Origin of the sequence: Arthrobacter sp. 8AJ (assembly GCF_902506025.1) — a bacterium.
Classification (GTDB): domain Bacteria; phylum Actinomycetota; class Actinomycetes; order Actinomycetales; family Micrococcaceae; genus Arthrobacter.
In genome coordinates, this window is sequence record NZ_LR733289.1 from 2,495,396 (window position 1) to 2,518,083 (window position 22,688).

A 22,688-nucleotide genomic window follows, 5' to 3' on the forward strand; every position below is an offset into this window, starting at 1 on the left:
CAATTCGTGGAACTGGGTGTCAATGCCAAAAGCCGGTGGCCGAGGAATCCTCAGCCACCGGCTTTCAGAATACGTGCTGCCAGACTTAGTTGGCTTCGCTGACTTCCGGCGTCGCGACGGAGCCGCGGGCATCCAGGTCGCGGAGCTGGCCCTCGATGTAGGCCTTCAGGCGTGAGCGGTAGTCGCGTTCGAAGCCGCGGAGCTGCTCCACCTTGCGTTCCAGGACGGAGCGCTGCTGCTCCAGGGCGCCGAGGATCTTGCGGGACTTTTCCTGGGCATCGTTGACGAGGCTGCTGGCTTCAATCTGCGCCTCGGCGATGATCTTGTCCTTCTGGGCCTGGCCGTCGGCGACGTGGCGGTCGTGCATCTGCTGTGCCATGGCCAGCAGGCCGGCAGCGGACTCGGCGGATGCAGTAGCGGCGGGAGCCTGTGCAACGGGGGCGGCGGCGGCCGGAGCGGCCGGCTGGACGTCCTTCTTCTTGCTGGCTTCGGCAGCCTTCGCTTCGGCTTCAGCCTTCTCGCGGGCTTCGTCCTTGTCGGCCTTGACCGGCGCGGGGACCTTCTCCACCACGGGGGCGGCAGCTGAGCTTGCCGGAACGCTGGAACCTGCTTCGGCGAGCTTCTTGCGGAGCTCGTCGTTTTCCTGGTTCAGGCGGCGGAGTTCAACGACGATTTCGTCCAGGAAGTCGTCAACCTCGTCCTGGTCATAGCCCTCGCGGAACTTGGTGGGCTGAAAGCGCTTGTTGACAACGTCTTCTGGCGTCAAAGCCATCTGGTCACCTCACTGGTCTGGTTAGTCAGTAGGCCTTCCGGCCGTCAAAACTAAGGTACCTAAATTTGGTCTGCTTACTCTAATTCAACACTGCGGTGTCAAACGGGAGGTTTCTTCGCTTTACAGTAGCCGTTCCGGGAAGGAACACACTGCATTGCGGGGTCCGGCGGGGAAAATCAGGCCAGTCCCCTGGTGACGCTCATCGCGATACTGACGCCGATGAACAGGATCAGGAAGCCCAGGTCCAGGGAGACGCCGCCGAGGCGGAGTGGCGGAATCAGCCGCCGCAGCCCCTTCAGTGGCGGGTCCGTGATGGAGTAGACGGCGTGGGCCACCACCAGGGCCGCGCCCCGCGGCCGCCACTCCCGCGCAAACATCTGTACCCAGTCGAAGACCAGGCGGATGATGAGGGCCACAAAGAACAGCAGCAGGGCGAGATAGAGAAGTCCGAAAACAATTCCCATGACTTATTTCATATCTCCATATTCGTGCGGCCGGTTCATTGCGTCCGGCCGCTGTCGTACTGCTGTTGTCTTGTCTATTTCAGCACAGATGCCAGGCAGGTGTCCCTGCCTGGCATCTGTGCGCAGCGGATGGCGCTTAGCTCTGGTTGAAGAAGCTGGCCTGCGTATCGCTGGCCTTCTTGTCGTCACCGATCACTTCGACGTAGGACGGTGAGAGCAGGAACACCTTGTTGGTGACCCGTTCAATGCTTCCCCGCAGGCCAAAGACGAGCCCTGCCGAGAAGTCGACCAGGCGCTTGGCATCGGCCTCGCCCATGTCCGTGACGTTCATGATCACCGGGATGCCGTCCCGGAAGCTCTCGCCGATGAGCTTGGCATCGTTGTAGGAGCGGGGGTGGATGGTGGTGATCTGGCGCAGACCGGTATTCTCTTCGCGGCTCGAGGCCGCACGCTTAATGGGGGTCACAGGGGCGCGGTATTCCTCTTCAGGGGCGTAGGACGCCTCGCGGCTGACTTCGCGGACCGGCGCCGGAGCACGGCGTTCCTCGCGGTCAACTTCCATCGGTTCGTCCTCATCCTTACGTGTGGTCTGTTGCTCGGACTCGTAATGCTCATCGCCGTCGGCGAGCCCAAGATAGATCATTGTCTTGCGCAGAGCGCCGGCCATGGTCGACTCCTAATCGTGTCCCGTAAGCGGGCCGCCCAATGATTTGACAGCACTGGAGTCCCCCGCCCATCACTTCCAATAGGTCCGACGCTACCCCACGGCAGGACGGGAACCGAGAATATCGGAACCGATTCGCAGGTGTGTCGCCCCGAACCTGATGGCCGCCTCCAGGTCCTGGCTCATGCCTGCCGAGATGCCGGTGGCTGCGGGGTACGCTGCGACCAGCCGGGCGGAAATCCCGGCGAGCTTTTCGAACGCCGGTTCAGGCGGCGCTCCCAGCGGCGCAACTGCCATGACGCCGGCCAGGTTCAGGCTGTCAGCCGCGGCGATCCGCTCTGCCAGGAGGGGCACGTCGGCGGGGACTGTCCCGCCACGGTGCGTGCCGCCGTCGCCGTCGTCTTCTCTTTCCTCGAGGCTGACCTGGATGAAGCAGTCCAGGGGGGACCGGCCGTTGGAGTCCATCTCGTTCCGCGCAGCCTTTGCCAGCGCATCCACGAGCTGCGGCCGGTCCACCGAGTGGACCGCGGCTGCGTAGCGCGCCACGGATTTGGCCTTCTTTGTCTGCAGCTGGCCAACGAAGTGCCAGGTCAGGTCCAGATCGGCGAGCTCCAGCGCCTTGGCAGCGGCCTCCTGGTCCCGGTTTTCGCCGACGTCGGTGATTCCGAGGGCGGCCAGGCGCCGGATGTCCTCTGCCGGGTGGAACTTGGTGACCACGATCAGCGAGGGCGGACGGTCTCTGCGGCCGGCGGTGCCGGCCGCATCGGCGATCCGCTTCCGCACCACGGCGAGCCGTTCGGCGAGTTCCGCGCTGCGGGGATCATTTCCCTGCCCGCTGCCCGGCCGCTCAGTCATGGCACCAGACCAGGCCGGCGAAGCGGCCCGTGTTCCGGTCCCGCCGGTAGGAAAAGAGCGTTTCCGTCTCCAGCGTGCAGGAACCGGCGTACTCCACCTCGACGCCGGAAGCCTCCAGCTGGGCGCGTGCGCCGGCGGGAAGGTCCAGCCCCGGCGTTCCCCAGGCGGTGGTGCTCCGTGTCTCCGGAACCAGGGCCGACACCTCGTCGCGCAGGGCTGCGGGGACTTCGTAGCAGGACCCGCAGATCGATGGTCCCAGCCAGGCACGGATCCGGGACGCACCCAGCGACTTCATGCCGTCCACGGCGGCCGGAAGGACACCGTTTGCGATGCCGGGGCGCCCGGCATGCACGGCGGCAAGGACGGGCCCGTGTGCGGACTCCCCCGCCAGCAGCACCGGAATGCAGTCCGCCACCATGACCGCCAGGGGCAGGCCACGGGACACCATGGCATCGGCCTCAGGGGCAGGTGACCCGGCGTCCATGATCACCACGGTGTTGCCGTGGACCTGGTTCATGAAGCGCAGCGAGCCGGGCGCCGCCGCGATGGACTCTTCCAGGCGCGACCGGCGCTCCTGGACCGCGGCGGGATCATCCCCCACGTGCAGGGCAAGGTTTCCCGCCCCCGCATCAGTGAATGCGGCCGACACCCCCGGGAGGATGTCGGCACGCCAATGGAACAAGCCGCTGCCTACTTCAGGAAGTCGGGAACATCCAGGTCATCCGGGTGGGTGCCGGTCATGTCCGGCTCCACCACGGACGGCAGGTCGACGTCGAAGCCGGAGTCCGCCGGAACGGCCTGCGGGCGCTGCTGACCCCAGTTGCTGAGTCCGGCAGCGCCGACGCCTGCGTGGATCGGCTGGACGTTCTGCTGGTGGTTCCCGTTGCCCTGGTGGTTTCCGCTCTGCGGGTGCGCCGAAGCCGGAGCAGCAGCAGGGGCGGCCGGCCGCTGGGGCGCGGCCTGCGGCTGGGACTGGTCCATGGAGGGCGAGGTGGCCTTGACGTCGTCAAAACCCGCGGCAATCACGGTGACGCGTGCTTCGTCGCCCAGGGCGTCGTCGATGACGGCACCGAAAATGATGTTTGCCTCGGGGTGGGCCACTTCCTGGACCAGGCGGGCAGCCTCGTTGATTTCAAACAGGCCCAGGTCCGAACCACCCTGGATGGACAGCAGCACGCCGTGGGCGCCGTCGATGGATGCTTCCAGCAGCGGCGAGGCAATGGCCAGTTCGGCCGCCTTCACGGCGCGGTCTTCACCGCGGGCCGAACCGATGCCCATGAGGGCCGAGCCGGCACCCTGCATGACGGACTTGACGTCCGCGAAGTCAAGGTTGATCAGGCCGGGGGTGGTGATGAGGTCGGTGATGCCCTGGACACCGGACAGCAGGACCTGGTCGGCGGAGCGGAACGCGTCAAGGACGGACACGTTGCGGTCGCTGATGGACAGCAGGCGGTCGTTGGGGATCACGATGAGGGTATCCACCTCGTCGCGCAGGGCGTCGATGCCTGCCTCTGCCGAACCGGCGCGGCGGCGGCCTTCGAAGGTGAAGGGACGGGTGACCACGCCAATGGTCAGGGCACCGAGCGAACGGGCGATCCGGGCGACGACGGGCGCGCCACCGGTGCCCGTGCCGCCACCCTCACCGGCGGTGACGAAGACCATGTCGGCGCCACGGAGGACTTCCTCGATCTCGTCCGCGTGGTCCTCGGCGGCCTGCTTGCCTACCTCGGGGTTGGCGCCTGCACCGAGGCCACGGGTCAGCTCGCGTCCGACGTCGAGCTTCACGTCGGCGTCGCTCATGAGCAGGGCCTGGGCGTCGGTGTTGATGGCGATGAATTCAACACCCCTGAGGCCGACCTCGATCATGCGGTTGACTGCGTTCACGCCACCGCCGCCGATGCCGACGACTTTGATGACGGCCAAGTAATTCTGCGGAGCTGCCACGTTACGTGTCCCTTGTTCGTGTCTTATTGCGAAAACTGATGGTGAGCTTGAAACCCTCAACCCTAACCCTCCGGTTGAAGGTTAGAGTTATGTCAAGTAACTCTTGTCTGTGACGGTATTTCCTCTGGTTCCGACATTCAATAACCGGGTCCGCGTGTCGGATTAATACCGGGAAAGAAAGCGCTCAGCGCGTCACGGGGTGCCGGGGCACACTGACATCGTAGACCCTGACCGGGTTCTTGGGGTCCGCCGGAGCCTTGAGGAGGGCGGCCAGGACCTTGGCCTTGAGCTCCTTCTCCGAGGCGTTGCCCCACACGATTGTCTGGCCGTCAACGAGCTTGAGTTCCACGGCATCCACGGACTGCGCGGACGCGTTGGACAGCTTCGCCAGGACGTCGGCCGGCAGGGCACCCAGCACTGCGGCCGTGGCGCGGAACAGGTCCTGTCCGATCGCACCGGCACCGCCGTCGATGACCGGCAGCGATGCCGTCGCCGGATCATCGGTGGTGGCCAGCTGGACGCCGTCGACGTCCACCAGCTGGTACTGCTCCCCCTGCTTGACCAGCGCCACGGGCGCCCGCTCATGCACGGCAACGGCGAGGGTGGACGGCGGCCGGGCCTCGACGGACACGGATTTGACCTGGACCAAAGAGCCGAGGAGCCCGCGGACGTCGTCGTCGCTGATCTGGGGCAGCGGCTTGCCGCGCAGTGGCTCCAGCGCCGTCTGCACCTGGGCCGGGGTGACGAAGTGCGTGCCCGTCACCGAGATGGTCTGCAGGGCCAGCACCGGCGAATAGATGGCGGCTGCCAGCAGTCCCACCACCAGCGCAACCACTGTTCCGGCAGCTGCCAGGACTTTCTTCCTGCGGCGCCGGCCTTTGGGCTCGGGGAAGGCCAGCACCGTTGCCCCGGAGGGTTTCTCCGCCTTCGCCGGCTTGTGCGCCGGCGCCTGGTCCGGGATGCTGCGGGATGCCGTGATCACATCGCCACCTGTGGAGGCGCCCGGCGTCCCGGACGATCGGGGCTCTTTCTCCGCACTGTCCGCAGGCGCTGCGTCGGGGCGGCCATTCCGCCGGGGCGGGGCGTAGGTGGGACGGCGGGAGCTAGGCACGCAGCGCCTCCACAATCCGTGGGCCGTAGGACGTGACATCACCGGCACCGACGGTCAGGACGACGTCCCCGTCCGCGGCGGCCTTGGCCAGGGTTTCGACGGCGTCGGCTCCCTCTGCCAGCCGCCCGCCCGCTGTGAGGTGGTCGGCTATGAGCTGGCTGGTGACGCCCGGAATGGGATCCTCCCTGGCGGGGTAGATGTCCAGGACCAGGGCGGTATCGGCAAGGTTGAGGGCGTCTGCGAACTGCGCCGCGAACTCCCGGGTGCGGGAAAACAGGTGCGGCTGGAACAGGACGTGGACCTTGTGGCCGCCTGCCACCGAACGCGCGGCGGTGAGGGCGGCACGGACTTCCGTGGGGTGGTGGGCGTAGTCGTCGAAGACCCGGACGCCCCGTACCGATCCCTTCAGTTCGAAGCGCCGCGAGGCGCCGGCGAAGTGGGCGAGGCCGGCGGCGGCAGCCGCAGGGTCCACGCCGAGTTCAAGGGCGACGGCGAAGGCGGCGGCCGCGTTCAGCGCGTTGTGGCGGCCGGGTACCTGCAGTAACAGCCCGTACCGGGCGCCGTGTGCCGATACCGCGACCTGGCCCGGCCCGTCGTCGTGCAGCCGGACGTCCGCGGCCTCGCTGGTGCCGTACAGGAGCACCCGGGTGTTGCCCCTGGCCCTGGTGCGCTCGGCCAGGGCCAGCGCCCCGGCGTCGTCCGCGCAGGCCACCAGGAGGCCGTCCGCGGGCAGCAGCGCCGTAAAGCGGTCGAAGGACTCGTATACGGCTTCGGCCGTGCCGTAGTAGTCAAGGTGGTCGGGCTCCACGTTGGTGACGACGGCGATGCGGGGCCGGTAGTTCAGGAAGGATCCGTCGGATTCGTCCGCCTCGGCCACGAAGATGCCGGACGTGCCGTGCGCGGCGTTGACGCCCAGCGCGGGGATGTTGGCGCCGACCGCGAACGACGGGTCCAGGCCCGCCGCCTGCAGCAGCACGGTGACCATGGACGTGGTGGTCGACTTGCCGTGCGTTCCGGCCACCGTAACCACGGTGTCATCACCCATGGTGGCGGCCAGCGCCTGGGACCGGTGCAGCACGGGCAGGCCCGCCGTGCGGGCTGCCGCCAGTTCGGGGTTGTCTTCACGGATTGCCGATCCGGCCACCACGGTCTGCGCGTCCGCCAGGTTGCCTGCAGCGTAGCCGACGGCGACGCGTGCACCGGCCGCGGCGAGGTCCGCCATGACGGGCAGGTCCTTGGCGTCGGAGCCGCTGACCGGGACGCCGCGCGCCACCATGATGCGGGCCACGGCAGACATTCCTACTCCCCCAATGCCGATGAAGTGCACCTTGCCAAGGGATTCCAGGCCGGGGGTGTTATGGGCGTTCATGCAGATACCGCTTCCAGGACAAGACCAGCCATGCGCTGGTCGGCGTTTCGGATGCCGAGCCGGTAGGACTTCGCTTCCATGGCGGCAAGCCGTGCTTTATCGGTGATCAGCGGAACCAGCTCGCGCGCAACCCATTCCGGAGTGAAGTCACGGTCGGCAACGAGTACTGCGCCTCCTGCGGAAACCAGGCCCGCTGCGTTCAGTGCCTGCTCCCCGTTGCCGATGGGCAGGGGCACCAGGACTGCCGGTACGCCGACGGCAGCGACCTCACAGACCGTGGCAGCCCCGGACCGGGCCAGCAGAAGGTCGGCCGCGGCGTAGGCACGTTCCATGCCGTCGATGTACTCCACCTGCCGGTAACCCTCAGCGGCAAGGGGCTGCCCGGCCGGGTCCAGGACGGTTTTTCCGCGGCCGGTGACGTGGAGGGTCTGGATACCGGCCTCCGCAAGGAGGGCCACGGAGGCAGCGATGGTCCGGTTGATGCTCTGCGCGCCGGAGGACCCGCCGGTGACGATCAGGGTGGGCTGGTGGGGATCCAGCCCAAGGGCCTCGCGTGCGGCGGTGCGGGCAGTCTTCCGGTCCAGGCCGGAAATCTCCTTGCGCATGGGCATGCCCACGTGCACCGCGTCGCGGAGCGGAGTGCCCTCGAAAGCCACCGCCACCCGGCCCTTGAGGAAGGCCCCCACCCGGTTGGCCAGTCCCGGCCGGGCGTTCGCCTCATGGATCACCAGGGGTATGCCGCGCTTCCGCGCGGCCAGGTACATGGGTGTGCAGACGTATCCGCCGACGCCCACCAGCACGTCGGCGTGCGCCCGGTCCAGAATGGCGCCGGCCTGCCGGACGGCACCGGCGAGCCGGGCCGGCAGGCGGAGCAGGTCAGCGGATGGCCTGCGGGGAAACGGCACCCGGTCGATCGTGGCCAGCTGGACGCCGGCTGCGGGAACCAGCCGGGTCTCCATTCCCGACGGCGTTCCGACCGCCAGGATTGAAGCATCGGGGGCTTCGCTGCGCAGGGCCGCCGCGATGGCAAGCAACGGGCTGATATGGCCGGCTGTTCCGCCACCGGCCAGGACGATGGAAGGTTGTGTCGGAGTCATCTGGGGTTAGGCACGCTTTCTGGAATTCTTTGGTTGGTTCTTGTCCCGCCCCGGCCGGAGCTTGAACTTCAGCATCCGCTTGGGTCGCATGGCAGGCGCCATCTGCTCCCGGGCCAGGGAGAGGACCACCCCCACCGCACACAGCGACATCAGCAGGGCCGAACCGCCGTAGGAGATGAACGGCAGCGGAACACCGATGACGGGCATGAGGCCGGTGACCACGGACATGTTCACGGTGGCCTGGCCCAGCAGCCAGACCATGATGGTGCCGGCAAGGACCCGGTGGAACATGTCCTCCTGTGCCACGACCACGCGGTAAATGGCAGCGCCGAGGATGGCGAAGAGGATCAGGACGACGACGGTGCCCACCAGGCCGAGTTCCTCGCCGATGATGGCGAAGATGAAGTCGTTGTGGGCTTCGGGAATCCAGCTGTACTTTTGCCGGCTCTGCCCGAGGCCTACGCCCAGCCAGCCTCCGGATGCCAGGCCGTACATGCCGTTGGTGGCCTGGTAGTTGGCGTCAATCCCGTCCGCGCAGGACTGGCCGGTCCACCAGGAGGTGATGCGGCACATGCGGTTTGAAGAGGTGACGGCCATGACTGCGGTGCCGGCGGCGGCGATGATGCCTGCGATGCCGAACAGGTAGAGCGGAACGCCGGCGAAGAACAGGGCCGCTGCCATGATCATCATGATGATCATGGCAGTCCCCAGGTCGTTGCCCACCAGGATCAGGACGATGACGATGGCTGCCATGGGTATGGCGGGTACCAGCACGTGCTGCCATTTGCCCAGCAGCTTGCCCTTTCGGGCCAGCACCGTGGCCAGCCAGAGGGCAAGGGCCAGTTTGGCCGCCTCGGAGGGCTGGAAGGTGATGCCGCCAAGGTCGATCCAGTTCCGGTTGCCGTTGATCTCGGTGCCCACCACCTGGACCAGGCCCAGGAGCAGGACGGCTGCCCCCACGGCGGGCCAGGCGAGGCGCTTCAGCCAGACAACGTTGATGCGTGAGAGCACGAACATGGTGAAGATGCCGATCGCGGCGAAGACTCCCTGCTTGAGGGCATCGCCATAAGGGGACTTGCCGGCGGCGATTGATTCAACGCTCGAGGCGGAGAGGACCATCATGATGCCAATGGCGGTCAGGGCCAGGGTGGCACCAAGGATGAGGTAGTAGGTGGAGCCGTTCCGGGACTTGCCCGTGCCCTCAAGCGCGGACCAGAACCGGCGGTACAAGGTGCGCAGTTTTGCGCCGGCCGCGGCGGGCTGCCGGATGGCGGTTGAGCCGGGGCGGGGTTTGCCGCCCTTCGGCTTAACACCCTGCTGCCGGGTGGGCGTGCTGACCATTGTTACTCCTCGCCGGTCTGGGCCTGCCCTTCCACCAGCTCGCGGACAGCGTCGATGAAAGTACCACCACGGTGAGCGTAGGAAGAGAACTGATCCATGGAAGCAGCTGCCGGAGCCATGAGCACGGTATCGCCGGATTCGGCGAGCCGGGCCGCAGACGCAACGGCCCCGGACATCACCTGTTCTCCATTGCCGGGGGTACCGGCAGTGGTGCCGCCGGGCGCCGAAGCAGTCTCCACTCCTTCAGTGTCACCTGCCCCCGGTTCGATCACCGGGACATCCGGCGCGTGTCGCTGGAGGGCTTCGCGGAGGTGCGACGTGTCTGTTCCGATCAGGACCACGGCCTTGAGCCGCGCTGCGTGATCCCGCACCAGGTCGTCATAGCTCACGCCTTTTGAGAGGCCGCCGGCAATCCAGACCACGTTGCTGAAAGCTGACAGTGATGCCGACGCGGCATGGGGGTTGGTGGCTTTGGAGTCGTTGACCCACAGGACACCGTTCAGGCGGGCCACAGGCTGGATGCGGTGGTCGCCGGGCACGTAGTCCAGGATGCCCTGGCGCACAGCCTTAGGCTCCACGCCGTACGCGCGCACCAGGCCGGCCGCGGCAAGGGCGTTGGCCACCATGTGGCGCGGGGCCAGCGGTCCAAGGTCGGCCATGGAGGCGAGTTCGGCTGCGCTGTCCTTGCGTTCTTCGATGAACGCCCGGTCCACGAGCAGCCCTTCCACCACTCCGAGCATGCTGATGGCCGGCGTCAGCGTGGTGAAGCCAACGGCACGGCAGCCCTCCACCACGTCGGCGTTTTCCACCATGCGTTCGGTTTCCACCTGCTCGGCGTTGTAGATGCAGGCTTTTTGGGTCCGCTCGTAGACCTTCGCCTTGTCGGCCAGGTAGGAATCATAGGAGCCGTGCCAGTCAACGTGGTCTTCGGCCACGTTGAGGCAAACGCTGGCAACAGGCGACACCGATTCCGCCCAGTGCAGCTGGAAGCTGGAAAGTTCCACCGCGAAGACGTCGTACTCCACGGGATCCCGAAGGGCATCAAGGATGGGGGTGCCCACGTTGCCCACAGCGATGGCTTTGAGTCCTGCGGCCCGCAGCATCGATTCCGTGAGTCCCACCGTGGTGGTCTTGCCGTTGGTGCCGGTGATGGCCAGCCAGTCGGCCGTCTTCCGGCCTTCCCTGATCCGCACGCGCCAGGCAAGTTCGACGTCGCCCCACACCGGGATGTGCTTCCGTGCCGCGGCCGCCAGGAGGGCCTGGTCTGGGCGCCACCCGGGCGAGGTCACGATCAGTTCCGGCAGTTCGCCGTCGATCCGTGGGAGGTGGGTCACCGCGTCAGGGCCCAGCAGGACATCGGCGGCGCCGACGATTTTCAGGGTGTCGGCGTGTGCACGTGCGGTGTCGCTGGTGGCGGCGTCCACCACCACGACGCGGGCGCCGAGCTCGATCAGGGTGTCCGCGGCCGCGAAGCCGGAGACGCCGATGCCCGTCACGGCGACGCGCAGGCCGGCCCAGTCGGAGTCCCAGGAGACAAGGTTTGCCAGGCGGGGGGAAACGGTCACAGCAGTACAACCCATTCAGCGTAGAAGATGCCCAGGCCAACGGCGACGAAGAGTCCGCCAAGGATCCAGAACCGGACGACGACGGTCACTTCGGCCCAGCCCTTCAACTCAAAGTGGTGCTGCAGCGGCGCCATCTTGAACACACGTTTACCGCCGGTTGCCTTGAAGTAGCCCACCTGGATGATGACGGACAGCGTGATCAGCACAAAGAGGCCACCCACGATGCCCAGCAGCAGTTCGGTGCGGGACAGGATGGCGAATCCGGCTACGGCGCCGCCGATGGCCAGCGACCCCGTGTCGCCCATGAAGATCTTCGCCGGGGAGGTGTTCCACCAGAGGAACCCCACCAGGGCGGCGCTGAGGATGGCCGCCAGAAGGGCGAGGTCCAGCGGGTCCCTGACGAGGTAGCAGCCGCTGCCGGCCTCCCGGGGGGAACCGCAGGCCTGGTTGCTCTGCCAGATGCCCATAAGGGTGTAGGCGCCGAAGACCATGATGGAGGCACCGGCGGCAAGGCCGTCCAATCCGTCGGTCAGGTTCACCCCGTTCGTGGCTGCGGTGACGATCAGGTTGGACCAGATGACGAACAGAATCGCGCCGAGGACGGTGCCGCCAAAGGCGAGGTCGAGCCAGGGCAGGTCGCGGACCAGGGAAATCTTTGTCGACGCCGGCGTCAGCCCGGCGCTGTTGGGGAAGTTCAATGCCAGGATGGCGAAGACGATGCCGACGGCCGCCTGGAGGATGAGCTTGGCTTTGGCGTTCAGGCCCAAACTCCGCTGCCGGGAGATCTTGATGAAGTCGTCCAGGAAACCCACCAGGCCCATACCCACCATGAGGAACAGCAGGATGAGTGCTGAGGCCGAGGGGCCGGGTGAGTCGGGGTTCATCATCAGCATGATGAGGTGGGTGAGTCCGTAACTCAGCAGTACTGCGGCCACCACGACGGTGCCGCCCATGGTGGGCGTCCCGCGCTTGGTGTGGTGGGAGGTGGGGCCGTCGTCACGGATGAACTGGCCGTAGCCGCGGTGCACCAGCAGGCGGATGAACAGCGGGGTGCCCACCAGGGCAAAGAGCAGGGCCAGGCCTGCGCCGATCAATAGAGCAATCACAGCAGAGTGCTCCTTTCGTCGGCAGGGGTGGGGGCTGGGGGTAATGCTATCCGATCGCCCAAATGGCGGAGTCCAACGCTGTTGGAGGACTTGAACAGCACCAGGTCGCCCGGCTCGAGTTCTGCGTCCAGGACGTCGTAGGCCTCATCGAGCGTCTCCGCGAAGAGGCATTCGTCGCCCCAGGATCCCTCCTGCACGGCGGAGACGTAGAGGGCCCTCGCTTCCCGGCCCACTACCAGCAGCCGCGAGATGTTGAGGCGGACAACCTGGGTGCCTACGGCGGTGTGCTCGCGGATGGAGTCCTCACCGAGTTCCAGCATGGCCCCCAGCACGGCCCAGGTGCGCCGTCCCCGGCCAAGGTCGGCCAGGGTGCGAAGGGCTGCCCGCATTGATTCGGGGTTGGCGTTGTAGGCATCGTTGATGATGGTGACGCCGTCGTGCCGCTCGGTACGCTCCATGCGCCAGCGGCTGGCTGCTGCCTGGTTGCTCAGTGACTCCGCGATGTGGTCTCCGGGCACGCCTGCGGCCCAGGCCGCTGCGGCGGCTGCCAGCAGGTTCCCCATGTGGTGGGCTCCGATGAGCCTGCTGCTCACGTGGCGGGGAGGGGCGCCGTCGGGAAGTTGGAGATCGAATTCGGGGCTGCCCCCGGCGTTGGTGTCGGCATTCAGGGCCTGCACCTGGGCGTCCTGCCGGCCTTCCGCGGAAAATCCGAGGACCGTGGCCTCGGTGCGGCTGCGCATGGCCGCGACGCGTTCGTCGTCGAGGTTGATGATGGCCGTTCCCTGGGCGGTCAGGCCTTCAACCATTTCGCCCTTGGCCAGCGCGATGTTCCCGACTCCCCCGAACTCGCCGGCGTGTGCGGTGCCCACTGCCAGGACAACTCCGATGTCCGGCTTGACCATCTCCGCAAGGTAGCGGATGTGGCCAATGCCGGTGGCCCCCATTTCAATGACCAGGTAGCGGGTATCAGTGCCCGCCCGGAAGACCGTGAGCGGGACGCCCACCTCGCCGTTGTAGGAGCCCTGGGGCGCCACGGTGTTGCCCTGCGTTGCCAGGACTCCGGCCAGCAGGTCCTTGGTGGTGGTCTTGCCGGCTGAACCGGTGATGCCCACAACCGTCAGCTGGCTTCCCGCTTCTGCACGGGCGGCACGGATGCGGCGGACGGCTTCGGCGGCGAGGGCTCCCATCGCCAGGACGGCGTCGGGAACCATGATGGAGGGGTAGGCGGTGCCGTCGGGGCCGGGTACGGGGCGCTCGACAAGTGCCAGGACCGCACCGGCAGCGAACGCTGCGTCAATGAAATCGTGGCCGTCGGCGTGCTCGCCCGGCTTCGCGACGTAAAGCGAACCCTGGATGGCTTCGCGTGAATCCGTCACCACCGAGAGGGGCGTAATTCCGGGATCGGCGTCCAGGCGCCCGCTGGTGATTTCGGCGATTTCCGCCGCAGTAAATGCAATCATCTCGGTCTAGGACTCTATCCGGTCGTCTTGGAGAACGTTGAATCCCCTGGCTGTCAAGGCGGTGCGCAGTTCAACCCTGTCGTCCAGGGCGAGGTTAACGCCCTTCACTTCCTGCCATACCTCGTGGCCGCGTCCCGCGACGAGAATGCTGTCCTGGGGGCGTGCCAGGGCCACGGCATGCCGGATGGCTTCCTCCCGCGGGAAGACCTCCAGCACTTCGGCGCCCAGGGACTCCGTCTCCACGGCATCACGCGCCCCGGCCAGCACGTCGGCGCGGATCGCTGCCGCGTCCTCGTCGTGCGGGTCGTCGTCGGTAATGATTACGGTGTCTGCGAGCCGGGCAGCGATGGCACCCATTGCGGGGCGTTTGCCCTGGTCCCGCTGTCCCGTGGCACCGAAAACGACGATCAGGCGCGAGTCCGGTTCCGGGGATTTGACGGCTTCCAGCGCCCTGGCCAGGGCGTCGGTGTTGTGCGCAAAGTCCACCACGGCAGCAGGCCGGTCGGAGATCAGCTGCATGCGTCCGGGCACGGCGACGGTGAAGGGGTCGGCGTGGTCCAGGGCCGCCTGCAGGTCGGAGAGTCCGACGCCGGACGCCAGCACCATGAGCACGGCCAGGGCAGCGTTCGCGACGTTGAAGCTGCCGGGCAGTCCGGTGTGGACGTCCAGGACGGCGCCGTCCGGACCCGCGAGGGTGAAGCTGGTCCCGAGGCCACGCGGCGAGGCCGAGGTAACGGTCCAGTCCGCCGGGCCCGAGCCGCTGGTGCTGAGGGTGGTGACCGGCACCTGGGCGCTGCCGGCCAGCCGCCGGCCCCATTCGTCGTCGACCGTTACTACTGCCTGCCGGGCACGCCCTGGAGTGAAAAGCTCTGCCTTGGTGGCGAAGTACTCCTCCATGGTGTTGTGCAGGTCCAGGTGGTCCTGGGTCAGGTTGGTGAACCCGGCCACGTCGAAGACAAGTCCGTCCACCCGCTGGTAGGAGATGGCATGCGAGGACACTTCCATGGCCGCGGCGTCGAGCCCCCGTTCGTGCATGAGGGCGATGAGGCCGTGGACATCGGTCGATTCCGGCGTCGTGAGAAGGCTGGGAATCGCCTGCCCGCCGGCCAGGATCTCGATTGTCCCGATCAGCCCGGTCTGCCGGCCCAGGGCACGCAGCAGCGAGGTGACGAAGTAGGTGGTGGTGGTCTTCCCGTTGGTGCCGGTCACGCCGAAAAGCTGCAGCGGGCGGCCGTCCGCGGACTGGCTGCGGTAGATCATGGAAGAGAGTGGCCCCACCTCGTTGCGGGGTTTCGCGACGACGAGCACGGGAACCGGCGTGTCCGCGGACAGGGCAAGCAGGCGCGCACCGGCGTCGTCCGTCAGGACGGCCACCGCCCCGGCGCCGATGGCGTCCCTGGCAAAGTCAGCGCCGTGCCTGCTGGCGCCCGGCAACGCCACATACAGGTCGCCGGGCTCGACGGTGCGGGAGTTGAGGGATATGCCTGTGATTTCCACGTCAGCAGCAGGAGCGGGCACGGCTACGCCAAGGGCCTGCCCGACGGCGGCCAGCGGGACGGGTGCGACGGCTTCAGGCCGGAAGCGGCCTGCGCTTTCATCCCGGGCAGCATCGCTGCCGGGCGTGGTGAACTCTGACAAGGGAATCTCCGATGGTGCTAGTGCGTGCCCGGCATGGTTCGGCCCGGGCACTGTGATGCGCTGTATGCTGCTGGTACTTCCGGCCTGGAACAGCCGCTATTTGGCGTACTGGGGCATCCTGGCCGGCTCGCCGGTTGAAGGCTGGACGTTGTAGGTCCGCAGCGTCTGGCTCATAACGGAGCGGAACACCGGTCCGTTGGTGATGCCGTAGATGCTGCCCTTCGGCCGCTGGAGCACCACCTCCACAATAAACCGCGGATCATCCATCGGCGCCATTCCCACGATGGAGGCCGTGTAGCCGCAGTAGCCGGACTTGCCGTCGTCGCAGGGCGATTCGGACGTACCCGTCTTGGCTCCTACGCGGTAGCCGTCGATGCCCGCGTCCTTGATTTCGCCCTCGGTGACGGCGCTTTCCAGGATGTCCTGGACCTGCTGGGCCGTGCTGTCCGAAACGACCTGCCGGGAGGGCTGCGCCGGTACCTTCTCCTCAGTCCCGTCCGGGGAAATGTAGGAGTCGATCAGCCGTGGCTGCAGCATCACGCCGTTGTTCGCGATGCTCTGGTAGGCACGGACCGTCTGGAGGGTGGACTGCGAAACGCCCTGCCCGAACAGGACGGTGTACTGCTGGCGCCCGTCCCACTGGTCCGGGGGCGAGAGGATGCCGGATGCCGTTGCGGGAAGTCCGATGTCCGGCGCCTCGCCAATGCCGAACTTCTTCAGCCAGTCGTAGCGCTGTTCCTTGCTCAGCCGCTGGCCGGCCATCACGGTTCCGGTGTTCATGGAGTACCCGATGATTCCCGCCAGCGTCCGTTCCTCGGTGCCGTGCGTAAACGCATCGCTGAACGTCTGGCCGTCCACGGTGTAGGTGGGCGGAATGGTGAACGTGTCCAGTGGCTTGGCGAGGCCTTCATCGATGACAGCCGCGGCGGTCATCATCTTCTCCACCGAGCCGGGCTCATACGCTGCGGTCACGGAGCGGACGCCGCGGTCCTTCGCTGCCACCAGCCCGGGGTTGTTGGGATCCGGGGAGTTGGTGTCCGCCAGGGCAAGCAGGTTGCCGGTCTTGGCGTCCATGACGATGATGACGCCCCATTCGGCGCTCAGTTTGTCCGCCTGGCTCTGGATGGCCTGCTGGGCAAAGTACTGCAGGTCCGAATTGAGGGTGAGTTTGACGTCCTTGCCGTTCTGGGGCGGGGTCAGCTCGTCAAGGCCCACGGGGATGCGGAGCCCGTCCGCGCCGATCTCGAACAGGCGCTTGCCGTCCGTTCCCTTCAGCTTGTCGTCCTGTGTCTGCTCAATGCCGGCCAGCCCGGTGGTCCCGTCCTGGAGGAATCCCACCACTCCCCCAGCGACCGCACCGTTAGGGTAGACGCGCTTGCTCACGCCTTCGGCCACAATGCCCGGGACCCGCAGCTTGGAGATACGGTCCTCAACGTCGGGCTTCACGTCCTTGGCCACGATGTAATACGGCTGCTGCCCGGTGACGGCGTCCCTGACCGCATTGGTGTCCATGCCCAGGGCCGAGGCGAGTTCGGAGATTGCCTGGTCGCGGCTGACATCCACCAGCTTTTCGTGGCCGTCGGTTTGTTCCAGCCGCTTGTAGGAGTCGGTTTTCGTGTTGACGCGCTGGTCAACCACGATGTTGTAGCGGATCACGCTGTTGGCCAGGACGGTGCCGCGCGAGTCCAGGATGCTGCCCCGCTCGGCCGGCAGGATGGCGGACGTCATCCGGCTGTTCAGGGCTGCTTCGGCCATGCCGCCGACGTCGAGCCCCTGGACCAGGAACAGCTTTCCGCCCACCACCAGCAGGAGTGTGAGCATGATGCCCAGCCCCAGCCGCAAGCGCTTCGTGGCGTTGGGTACCTTGCTTTTTCCTGCCGTGCCGGTCGTCTTCGCCACCGTGTATTTCCTTGCTGCTCGACGCTGCTGCCTTACCTGCCTGCCGGCCTACTGGCCGGGGACCTTCTGCTGCGGCGCCGGAACGGAGCCGCCGTGAAGTTCGGGGGCCGGCTTCGCCGCAGCTGCTGCGGCCTGTGCTGCTGCAGCCGCCTGGGCCGCAGCTGCCTGGGCGGCATCCGCGGAGGGAGCCGCGGCAGCAGCGGCGCCGGCGGCCGGCGCGGCGGCCTTGTCACCGGCTGCCCCCTTGGCGTCCGCGCTCTTCGCCGGCGGCACGATCAGCTGCCCTGCCACGGCGGGCGACGGGATGACTGCTCCTGTTGCCGCGCCCTTGACCGCGGGGGTGGCCTTTCCTGTGACTGACAGCGTCGACAGGTCGATCTGGCCCTTCACGGTCGACGCCACCATTCCCAGCTCCGTGGCCTTGGCCGCGAGGTTCTGCGGGGCCTCGTAGCTCTGCACCTGCTGGGTGAGATCCTGGTTTGCCTTGGTCAGCGAGCTCTGCTTGGCACGCAGCTCCACCAGCTGGTACTGCGCGGTGGACACCGAGATGTTCAGGACCAGCACCGCAACCAGCGCCACTGCGAGCATGGCAAAGCACAGCACGACGAAAGGGGCACGCCGTTTCCGCGGGGCCGAGCGGACCACGGAGAGCGGTGTGCGCGCTTTTTGTCCCCCGCCGGGTTTGCCTGCCTGCCTCGTATCGGGCGCCGAGCTGCCGGAAACAACGGGAAAGTTCTTGACGGCGGCGGTGCTCATGCAGCTCTCCTGGCTCTGATTCGTTCTGCCGCGCGGAGCCTGGCGGAGGCGGCGCGCGGGTTTTCGGCGATTTCGACGGCGGTGGGCACCTCAGTGCCTTTGGTCAGGGTCTTGAGTTCGGGCTTGTGTTCTTCCAGCTCCACCGGGAAACCAAGGGGGGCCGAAGACTTGGAGCGGGACTGGAAAACACCTTTGACGATCTTGTCCTCCAGTGAGTGGTAGGACATGACCACGATGCGGCCGCCGAGGGCCAGTGAATCGACGGCGGCAGGAACTGCCCGTTCCAGGACGTCGAGCTCTTCGTTGACCTCGATCCGCAAAGCCTGGAAGGTCCTTTTGGCGGGATGTCCACCGGACTTCGCAGCGGACGCCGGAACCACGGAACGGATCTGTTCCACCAGTTCGCCGGTGGTAGTGAAGGGCTTGGCCGCACGCGCTGAGACGATCCTGTTGGCGATCCGCCCGGCAAACTTTTCCTCGCCCCACTTGCGGATGATCCGGACCAAGTCCTCTTCGCTGTACGTATTGACCACGTCCGCGGCGGTTTGGCCCCGGCTGGTATCCATGCGCATGTCCAGCGGCGCGTCGAAAGAGTAGGCGAAGCCGCGCTCACGCTCGTCCAGCTGCAGGGACGAGACACCCAGGTCCATGAGGATTCCGTGGGCTTCGGCCACGCCGAGGTCTGCCAGGACATCCTGGATCTCGTCATACACGGCGTGCACCAGGTCAGTCCGGGCGGCGAACGGAGCAAGCCGTTCCCCCGCGAGGGCCAGCGCTTCCTCGTCCCGGTCGATGCCGATGAGGTGGAGGTCGGGAAACCTCTGCAGCATGGCCTCCGAGTGCCCGCCCATGCCCAGGGTGGTGTCGACGGCAACGGGGGTCTCGCCGCGCAGCCGTGCCGCTTCGAATCCCGGTGCCAACAAGTTGATGCACCGGTCGCGAAGGACCGGTACATGGCGTTCGGACGTGGGCTTGGGTTGATCGGTCATGCCTGGTCCTTTCCCGCCGTCGTTGTCCCCTGGATGCTTCTGGGATCAGATCCCCATCCGCGCCTACCGTTCCGCCCGCCTGGCTCCGGGGAAGGTGAGCCAGGTTGGCAGCCGATGGGCCGGCTGGAGATCTCATCCAAGAAACCTCTGCCGCCCGTTCCGGAATTCAGAGAATGCCCGGAATGGGATCGTCAGTTTCGGAAAAGGCCGTCTCCTTCTCCGCGAGGTATTCATTCCAAGCCTGGGCGTCCCAGATCTCGGCGCGGGTACCGGCGCCGATGACGGCAAGTTCCCTTCCGAGTCCTGCATACTCCCGGAGCGCCGGTGGAATGGTCACGCGCCCCTGCTTGTCAGGTACCTCGTCAGAGGCTCCAGAAAGAAAGACGCGGATGTAGTCACGTGCCTGCTTGGAGGAGATTGGAGCCTCCCGCATCTGCTCGTGGACCCGCGCAAATTCCTTCTCGCTGAAGACGTAGATGCAACGCTCCTGGCCCCTTGTAAGCACCAAGCCGCTGGCAAGCTCCTCGCGGAACTTAGCGGGGAGAATGATCCGTCCCTTTTCATCCAGACGCGGCGAGTGAGTGCCCAGAAACACTGGCCCACCGCCTGTCCGCCGTCAGGAACTGCACATCCCCTATGTTGCAACCACCCTCTTATGTCCTCCACATTACTCCACTTTCCACCACAGTCAACGCAAAACGTGCCGTTGCGGCCCCCAAATATGGGAATAGTCCCTTGAAATGCCGCGGATTGGATGCGGTGGTGGGAAGTGGAGGAAATTTCGGCCTCCGCGGCGCCGGTTGAATTCGGCCAGCCGGCGGGAGCCCCGGAATTTGCGGGGAATTGCCGATTTAAATAGGAAAAGACCCGCCGGAGCGGGTCTTTTCCTGCGGCCCCCTGTTGCGGGGGGAGCGAAATGGAGGAGCCTGGAGCCGGATAGCGGCCGGGCTTCCGTAGTGCCTAGGGTTCACCCCTGCGGCGCTCGTCCCACCGCTCTTCAAGGCTGCTCATAAACGAACTCCTTTGTTTGCCGGGCTTTCCCCCGCCGGCCTTGGACCCGGCTTTGCCACGGGAACTGCGCATGGTGGCGAAGTAAACGCCCCCGCCCATGACCACGAAGCCCAGCACTCCCACAAAGATGTTCTGGAGGGTGACCCCGACCAGAAGCAGGAAGACGCCGGCCAACGCGCCGAGAACCCCAATGACCACATGCCTGGTTGACCATGAACGCCCCGGGTCCGAACCCATGGAGTTCGCAAATTTCGGGTCGTCCTCGTGAAGCTGCTTTTCAAGCTGCTCAAGCAGCTTCTGTTCGTGCTCCGACAGCGGCATCACGACCTCCTTTTGTAGGCCAACGTCCGGGCTGATCCCAGCCATAACTTCTACTCCGATGAACGCCTGCTGTTGCTGGAAAGTTCCCGCTTGGCCAGCCATTGCCAAAACGGGAACCCAGCATACAGTCGCGGGAGCGGAAGCATGTCCAAGAGGGTCCGGCAGTAAGTCCATTCACTCGAAACTATGTACCTCTAAGGATAGATTGTTGAGGGCTGATCTGAAAGACGGCAATGACTTCGGCGGACCCCGTCAGGCGGGCCGTTGCGTGCTGTCCCCCGGCCGGTTTTCCGGCTCCATCAGGCGGGCCGGAAGGACCGATTTGTTGCCGAATTTGCGCGCCACCTCGTCCAGTGCCTGCTCGGCCGCGCGCCAGTTGTCATCCCTGCGGTCAATGCTCAGCTGGAGCGAGGTCCGGGCCGTTTCCTCGAGCTGCTCGGCCCTGACCCCCACCAACCGGACGGCCATGGCCCTGGTCCCGACTGACTCCAGGAGCTGGAGTGCCACCGCGTAGATCAATTGGGCGCTGTCCACTGGTGTCTGGACGGTCCTGCTCCTGGTGATCGTGGAAAAGTCGGCGAACCGCAGCTTCAGTGCCACGGTCCGGGCAACCATCCCGGAACTCCGCAGACGGCCCGCGGTCCGGTGCGAAAGCCGCAGCAGTTCCCGGCGAAGGAGGGCGTCGTCGTCGGTATCCGTGGCAAAGGTCTCTTCCGCTCCGATGCTCTTTTCCAGCCGCACCGGCGTGACGGGACGGGGATCGATGCCCCAGGCAAGCTGGTGAACGTGCTCCCCCGTAGCGCCCAGGACCTTCTTCAGCGACGACACCGGGGTTGCGGCGACGTCCGCCACGGTGCTGATCCCCATCTTTGCCAGGACCTCTTTGGTCTTGGCACCGACACCCCAGAGCGCACCCACGGGCAAACTGTGCAGGTAGGGCACGGTCTGGTCCGGTCCGATGAGCAGCAGGCCGTCGGGCTTGCACCGGGTGGACGCGATCTTGGCAACGAATTTGGTCTCGGCAATCCCGACCGAGGCGGTGATGCCAAGTTCCGCTGCGACCCGGCGCCGGATCAGCTCGCCAATTCCCCTGGGCGGCCCCAGCCGCCGCAGGGCTCCTGTAACGTCCAGGAAGGCTTCATCGACGCTGAGCGGCTCCACGAGTCCCGTGATGGATTCAAAGATGGCCATCAGCTGCCCGGACACCTCGTAGTAGAGCTTGTGCCGGGGTTCGATCACTACTGCCTGCGGACACATCCGCATGGCCACGGCCATGGGCATCGCGGATTTGACGCCAAAGGCCCGGGCTTCGTAGGACCCGGAGAGAACCACGGAGCGCTCCCCCGGGAAGCCGACGATGACGGGCTTGCCGCGAAGTTCGGGGCGCGTGCGCAGCTCCACGGAGACAAAGAAAGCGTCCATGTCTACGTGCATGATGCACGTGCGCCGCCGGGCCGGAGGGCGCGCGGCGGATGCCTGGTTCATACCTGCGGGCCCCACGGCTGCCATCCTATCGGTTCGTGCGGGCTGCCCTTGTTTGTCGGGAGAGCACCGCAGGCTGGCTAAACTGGAGGCTGGTTCCGCCCCCACAACACCAGGAGGAAAGTCGTCGTGACGGCTATTGGATACTTCAAGCCGGCTGGCCTCGCCGCGCTTGCCGCCGCCGGAGCGCTGGTCTTGGCTGCCTGCAGCCAGGCCCCGTCCGGACAAGCCGAGCCTGCCCAATCCGCTTCCGTCGCCGCCACTCAGTCCTCCCTGACAGCCTCGCCGAGCCCCTCGGCGTCGCCCAATACCTCGGCAACCGTTGGCGCCGTGGTGGAAGGCTTTCCGCAGCAGCTCCTCCCGCTGATGACCGGTGCAACGGTGGTGTCCAGCAGCTTTGACAAGGCGTCTTCCCCGTCCACGGCGGCACTCGTGGGAACCGTCAAAGCGCCCACCGCCTCTGTCATCGATTTCTACAGCAAGGTTCTGGAGGGCCAGGGTTTCAAGGCCGTTCCGGGCGACAACGTCGGCGGGGTGGCATCCAAGGATTTCGTCCGCGGTGACAACGAGACTGTTAATCTCTCCGTCGTGGAAGCTGCCGGCGTCTCCACCTTCACCATTGGTGCCAACGTGGCTGCTGAGTCGGTAAAGTGACCGCCGCGGAGCAGTTAAGGAATGAACAGGCCGACTTTGTAGCAGGGGTGGCCGGGGAGCTCACAGGCTTCCTGACGGCACGGCAGTCGGTCATGTCCGGCATTTCCCCCGACATCGAACCCATCATGGGCTCGATCTCCAATTTGGTCACCGGCGGCAAGCGCCTCCGGGCGCTGATGTGCTACTGGGG

At 66.3% G+C, this 22,688-nt stretch carries 21 protein-coding genes and 1 pseudogene; 2 read left to right on the forward strand and 20 right to left on the reverse strand.

The window, feature by feature from the left end; translation table 11 throughout:
- Positions 1-85: 85 nt before the first annotated feature.
- The 20 genes from BACI349Y_RS11630 to dinB form a co-directional block, all read right to left on the reverse strand.
- Positions 86-772 carry a DivIVA domain-containing protein gene (locus BACI349Y_RS11630; protein WP_159632234.1) on the reverse strand — a complete coding sequence of 229 codons (687 nt, stop codon included), beginning with the start codon at positions 770-772 and terminating at the stop codon, positions 86-88.
- A 176-nt stretch (positions 773-948) separates the two neighbouring features.
- Positions 949-1,236, reverse strand: a complete 288-nt coding sequence (locus BACI349Y_RS11635) for a YggT family protein (protein ID WP_043453045.1) — start codon at positions 1,234-1,236, stop codon at positions 949-951.
- A 136-nt stretch (positions 1,237-1,372) separates the two neighbouring features.
- Positions 1,373-1,903 (reverse strand): cell division protein SepF, encoded by a 531-nt coding sequence (locus tag BACI349Y_RS11640; protein ID WP_142121297.1) that lies wholly within the window; start codon positions 1,901-1,903, stop codon positions 1,373-1,375.
- Positions 1,904-1,993: 90 nt separating this feature from the next.
- Entirely contained in the window at positions 1,994-2,755 is a 762-nt protein-coding gene (locus BACI349Y_RS11645) for a YggS family pyridoxal phosphate-dependent enzyme (RefSeq protein ID WP_159632235.1), read from the reverse strand.
- Positions 2,748-3,437: a peptidoglycan editing factor PgeF gene (pgeF, locus tag BACI349Y_RS11650; RefSeq protein WP_159632236.1), complete on the reverse strand. Its 690-nt coding sequence runs from the start codon at positions 3,435-3,437 to the stop codon at positions 2,748-2,750. Before pgeF ends, BACI349Y_RS11645 begins: the two co-directional genes overlap by 8 nt.
- Positions 3,438-3,445: 8 nt before the next feature.
- Positions 3,446-4,699 carry a cell division protein FtsZ gene (gene ftsZ, locus BACI349Y_RS11655; RefSeq protein ID WP_159632237.1) on the reverse strand — a complete coding sequence of 418 codons (1,254 nt, stop codon included), beginning with the start codon at positions 4,697-4,699 and terminating at the stop codon, positions 3,446-3,448.
- Between the two features lie 184 nt (positions 4,700-4,883).
- Complete coding sequence (locus tag BACI349Y_RS11660; protein WP_442858411.1) at positions 4,884-5,810, reverse strand: cell division protein FtsQ/DivIB; 927 nt, start codon at positions 5,808-5,810, stop codon at positions 4,884-4,886.
- The gene (gene murC, locus BACI349Y_RS11665; protein WP_159632239.1) at positions 5,803-7,179 is read right to left on the reverse strand and encodes a UDP-N-acetylmuramate--L-alanine ligase; all 1,377 of its coding nucleotides are present in this window, start codon (positions 7,177-7,179) and stop codon (positions 5,803-5,805) included. The genes BACI349Y_RS11660 and murC overlap by 8 nt, the downstream gene beginning before the upstream one ends.
- Positions 7,176-8,276, reverse strand: coding sequence for an undecaprenyldiphospho-muramoylpentapeptide beta-N-acetylglucosaminyltransferase (gene murG, locus BACI349Y_RS11670; RefSeq protein WP_159632240.1), 1,101 nt, complete (start codon positions 8,274-8,276; stop codon positions 7,176-7,178). Before murG ends, murC begins: the two co-directional genes overlap by 4 nt.
- Before the next feature lie 6 nt (positions 8,277-8,282).
- Positions 8,283-9,617: a putative lipid II flippase FtsW gene (gene ftsW, locus BACI349Y_RS11675; protein WP_159632241.1), complete on the reverse strand. Its 1,335-nt coding sequence runs from the start codon at positions 9,615-9,617 to the stop codon at positions 8,283-8,285.
- A 2-nt stretch (positions 9,618-9,619) separates the two neighbouring features.
- On the reverse strand, positions 9,620-11,197 hold the full coding sequence (gene murD / locus BACI349Y_RS11680; protein ID WP_201302430.1) for a UDP-N-acetylmuramoyl-L-alanine--D-glutamate ligase: 1,578 nt from the start codon (positions 11,195-11,197) through the stop codon (positions 9,620-9,622).
- On the reverse strand, positions 11,179-12,288 hold the full coding sequence (gene mraY / locus BACI349Y_RS11685; protein ID WP_159632243.1) for a phospho-N-acetylmuramoyl-pentapeptide-transferase: 1,110 nt from the start codon (positions 12,286-12,288) through the stop codon (positions 11,179-11,181). The genes murD and mraY overlap by 19 nt, the downstream gene beginning before the upstream one ends.
- Positions 12,285-13,748 carry a UDP-N-acetylmuramoyl-tripeptide--D-alanyl-D-alanine ligase gene (locus tag BACI349Y_RS11690; protein ID WP_159632244.1) on the reverse strand — a complete coding sequence of 488 codons (1,464 nt, stop codon included), beginning with the start codon at positions 13,746-13,748 and terminating at the stop codon, positions 12,285-12,287. The genes mraY and BACI349Y_RS11690 overlap by 4 nt, the downstream gene beginning before the upstream one ends.
- 6 nt (positions 13,749-13,754) lie before the next feature.
- Positions 13,755-15,386, reverse strand: coding sequence for a UDP-N-acetylmuramoyl-L-alanyl-D-glutamate--2,6-diaminopimelate ligase (locus tag BACI349Y_RS11695; RefSeq protein ID WP_159632245.1), 1,632 nt, complete (start codon positions 15,384-15,386; stop codon positions 13,755-13,757).
- A 96-nt stretch (positions 15,387-15,482) separates the two neighbouring features.
- A complete protein-coding gene (locus BACI349Y_RS11700) occupies positions 15,483-17,285 on the reverse strand; it encodes a peptidoglycan D,D-transpeptidase FtsI family protein (RefSeq protein WP_159632246.1) in 1,803 nt (600 codons plus the stop codon).
- A gap of 48 nt (positions 17,286-17,333) precedes the next feature.
- On the reverse strand, positions 17,334-18,041 hold the full coding sequence (locus BACI349Y_RS11705) for a hypothetical protein (protein ID WP_159632247.1): 708 nt from the start codon (positions 18,039-18,041) through the stop codon (positions 17,334-17,336).
- A complete protein-coding gene (gene rsmH / locus BACI349Y_RS11710) occupies positions 18,038-19,030 on the reverse strand; it encodes a 16S rRNA (cytosine(1402)-N(4))-methyltransferase RsmH (RefSeq protein WP_159632248.1) in 993 nt (330 codons plus the stop codon). Before rsmH ends, BACI349Y_RS11705 begins: the two co-directional genes overlap by 4 nt.
- A 166-nt stretch (positions 19,031-19,196) precedes the next feature.
- Entirely contained in the window at positions 19,197-19,625 is a 429-nt protein-coding gene (gene mraZ / locus BACI349Y_RS11715) for a division/cell wall cluster transcriptional repressor MraZ (protein ID WP_018763545.1), read from the reverse strand.
- Positions 19,626-19,990: 365 nt separating this feature from the next.
- Positions 19,991-20,362, reverse strand: a complete 372-nt coding sequence (locus BACI349Y_RS11720) for a DUF3040 domain-containing protein (protein WP_159632249.1) — start codon at positions 20,360-20,362, stop codon at positions 19,991-19,993.
- 252 nt (positions 20,363-20,614) lie between these two features.
- Positions 20,615-21,847 (reverse strand): DNA polymerase IV, encoded by a 1,233-nt coding sequence (dinB, locus tag BACI349Y_RS11725; protein WP_159635567.1) that lies wholly within the window; start codon positions 21,845-21,847, stop codon positions 20,615-20,617.
- Between the two features lie 126 nt (positions 21,848-21,973).
- Between dinB and BACI349Y_RS11730 the strand changes: the two genes are divergently transcribed.
- Together BACI349Y_RS11730 and BACI349Y_RS20275 are read left to right on the forward strand one after the other, a co-directional pair.
- On the forward strand, positions 21,974-22,498 hold the full coding sequence (locus tag BACI349Y_RS11730) for a hypothetical protein (RefSeq protein WP_159632250.1): 525 nt from the start codon (positions 21,974-21,976) through the stop codon (positions 22,496-22,498).
- Positions 22,495-22,688: pseudogene (locus tag BACI349Y_RS20275) on the forward strand (polyprenyl synthetase family protein); the annotation flags it as partial. The gene BACI349Y_RS11730 and the pseudogene BACI349Y_RS20275, both read left to right, overlap by 4 nt.

What these genes read in the sequence shown, in the direction of transcription:
- murC (WP_159632239.1), bottom strand. Translation starts at nt 7,179, where the DNA reads ATGAACGCCCATAACACCCCCGGCCTGGAATCCCTTGGCAAGGTGCAC.
- dinB (WP_159635567.1), bottom strand. Translation starts at nt 21,847, where the DNA reads ATGAACCAGGCATCCGCCGCGCGCCCTCCGGCCCGGCGGCGCACGTGC.
- BACI349Y_RS11640 (WP_142121297.1), bottom strand. Translation starts at nt 1,903, where the DNA reads ATGGCCGGCGCTCTGCGCAAGACAATGATCTATCTTGGGCTCGCCGAC.
- BACI349Y_RS11690 (WP_159632244.1), bottom strand. Translation starts at nt 13,748, where the DNA reads ATGATTGCATTTACTGCGGCGGAAATCGCCGAAATCACCAGCGGGCGC.
- rsmH (WP_159632248.1), bottom strand. Translation starts at nt 19,030, where the DNA reads ATGACCGATCAACCCAAGCCCACGTCCGAACGCCATGTACCGGTCCTT.
- BACI349Y_RS11630 (WP_159632234.1), bottom strand. Translation starts at nt 772, where the DNA reads ATGGCTTTGACGCCAGAAGACGTTGTCAACAAGCGCTTTCAGCCCACC.
- murG (WP_159632240.1), bottom strand. Translation starts at nt 8,276, where the DNA reads ATGACTCCGACACAACCTTCCATCGTCCTGGCCGGTGGCGGAACAGCC.
- murD (WP_201302430.1), bottom strand. Translation starts at nt 11,197, where the DNA reads ATGGGTTGTACTGCTGTGACCGTTTCCCCCCGCCTGGCAAACCTTGTC.
- BACI349Y_RS11720 (WP_159632249.1), bottom strand. Translation starts at nt 20,362, where the DNA reads ATGCCGCTGTCGGAGCACGAACAGAAGCTGCTTGAGCAGCTTGAAAAG.
- BACI349Y_RS11635 (WP_043453045.1), bottom strand. Translation starts at nt 1,236, where the DNA reads ATGGGAATTGTTTTCGGACTTCTCTATCTCGCCCTGCTGCTGTTCTTT.
- BACI349Y_RS11645 (WP_159632235.1), bottom strand. Translation starts at nt 2,755, where the DNA reads ATGACTGAGCGGCCGGGCAGCGGGCAGGGAAATGATCCCCGCAGCGCG.
- ftsW (WP_159632241.1), bottom strand. Translation starts at nt 9,617, where the DNA reads ATGGTCAGCACGCCCACCCGGCAGCAGGGTGTTAAGCCGAAGGGCGGC.
- BACI349Y_RS11705 (WP_159632247.1), bottom strand. Translation starts at nt 18,041, where the DNA reads ATGAGCACCGCCGCCGTCAAGAACTTTCCCGTTGTTTCCGGCAGCTCG.